At 67.2% G+C, this 1,535-nt stretch carries 3 protein-coding genes; 2 read left to right on the top strand and 1 reads right to left on the bottom strand.

Annotated features, from left to right (window positions below; all coding sequences use genetic code 11):
* On the bottom strand, window positions 1–518 hold a 518-nt coding region (locus WBQ44_RS14950; RefSeq protein ID WP_495567460.1), incomplete at its 3' end, for a CHRD domain-containing protein.
* A gap of 185 nt (window positions 519–703) precedes the next feature.
* Between WBQ44_RS14950 and WBQ44_RS14945 the strand changes: the two genes are divergently transcribed.
* A complete protein-coding gene (locus WBQ44_RS14945; protein WP_495567459.1) occupies window positions 704–1,273 on the top strand; it encodes a sigma-70 family RNA polymerase sigma factor in 570 nt (189 codons plus the stop codon).
* Window positions 1,270–1,535 (top strand): hypothetical protein (locus tag WBQ44_RS14940; RefSeq protein WP_495567458.1); only part of this gene is annotated, 266 nt, incomplete at its 3' end. The genes WBQ44_RS14945 and WBQ44_RS14940, both read left to right, overlap by 4 nt.

Below are 1,535 nucleotides of genomic sequence, written 5' to 3'. Positions count from 1 at the left end.
GTGTGAGCGTCGGCGGTGAAGCCTGCGGGGTTCGCTTCGATGGACGCGAGTTCGAAGCCGGTACCGGTGTCGGTGCCGTCCGGTGCGAGTCCGGTGGTGAACGGGCCCTGCATGCAGCCGCTACTGGTACGGGGGCCTTCTCCTATGGGTTCGGGGTTCGGGAAGGCCAGCCGAGGTGGGCCGGACTTGCCTGCTGCGGCCTGGTGAATGTGCGTCGCGGTCTTGGCCGGGCTCATGTAGTCGCCCGACACGCCTTGCAACGTGATGTCGTAGCAGACGATGTCGAGGTCGGAGTTGATGCGGAAGGTGAAGGTGCCGGTCGCGCCCTGCTGCCCCGGGGTCGCAACTCCGTCGGCGTTCACCACCTGATCCGGGGTGGCCATCGTCGTGAAAGCGCTGGTGAACTCGGCGGGAGCGGCCACCGGTGTCTCGGCACCCGCGGGAGCTGCGGTCAACACCATGATCGACGCCGCGGCGACGGCGCCTCCTGCCAATGCGAACGGTCGTACAGACGTCATTGCAATGCCTTCCGGTCGGGGACGGGCAAGGAGCCCGTACGAGGTCTACGACCGAACCCGCCGATGTGTTCAATCCCGTCCTCACTTTCGTGAACGCGGCCGGGTCGATCGACGTATCACCCCTCATGAACGCGCCGGCCCCCATCCGAACTGCGAGTGTGATCCGAAGTGGCAGTGTGATCCCCTTGGATTTTCGGCGCCGACGGGACCGAAACGATCCGTCCGGGCATGTCGACGGCGCCCCAGCTCGCGAAAGCGCCGCATTCGATGTCACCGCCGCTTTCGATGCGCACGCGTCGTCGATGCTCGGTTTCGCCGTCAACGTTCTGCGTGACCGGGCACTCGCCGAGGACTGCGTGCAGGAGACCTTCCTGCGGGCGTGGCGGGCCCGAGCGGACTACGACGAATCCCGCGGCGGCCTCCGGACGTGGTTGTTCGCGATCGAGCGCAACGTCATCATCGACGTGCAACGGTCGATCGGGCGGATGCCGTCCGTCGTCACCTTCCGCGTGGACGACGACGCACGTGTCGGCCGTGATTCGAGCGCCGACACCGTCGAGCGGCTGCGGGTGGTCGAGGCGCTCGCGTTGCTCAGCGCCGAGCATCGCCAGGTGATCGTCGCCGTCCACCTCACGGGCGGGACCTACGCCGAACTCGCCGAGTCGACGGGCGTCCGAGCGGCCACGTTGCGGACGCGGGCGTTCTACGCGATGCGGCAACTACGTACTCATTTCGAAAGCCAGGAGAACCAGTGAGTGCGAAAAGTGACCGCCGCGCCGAATTGATCGCTGCTGCGGCTGCAGACGAACTGACCGACGCCGAGCGGGTGGAATTGCGCGATCTCGCTGCCGCCGACCCGAGTGTCGACGACGAGATCGGCGACTTCAGGCGAGTCACGGACCTGCTGAGCGACAACCCGCCGACGCTGCCCTGGATGGATAGCCGGCCGACCGCGGAACTGCGCAGCCGGGTGATCGACGCGGTCGGCCCTCATCGTTCGCAGCGCCGAGTCCGGCC

The sequence above is a fragment of the Rhodococcus sp. (in: high G+C Gram-positive bacteria) genome (assembly GCF_049591685.1).
Taxonomy (GTDB): Bacteria; Actinomycetota; Actinomycetes; order Mycobacteriales; family Mycobacteriaceae; genus Rhodococcoides.
This window is presented reverse-complemented; position numbering and strand designations above follow the sequence as displayed.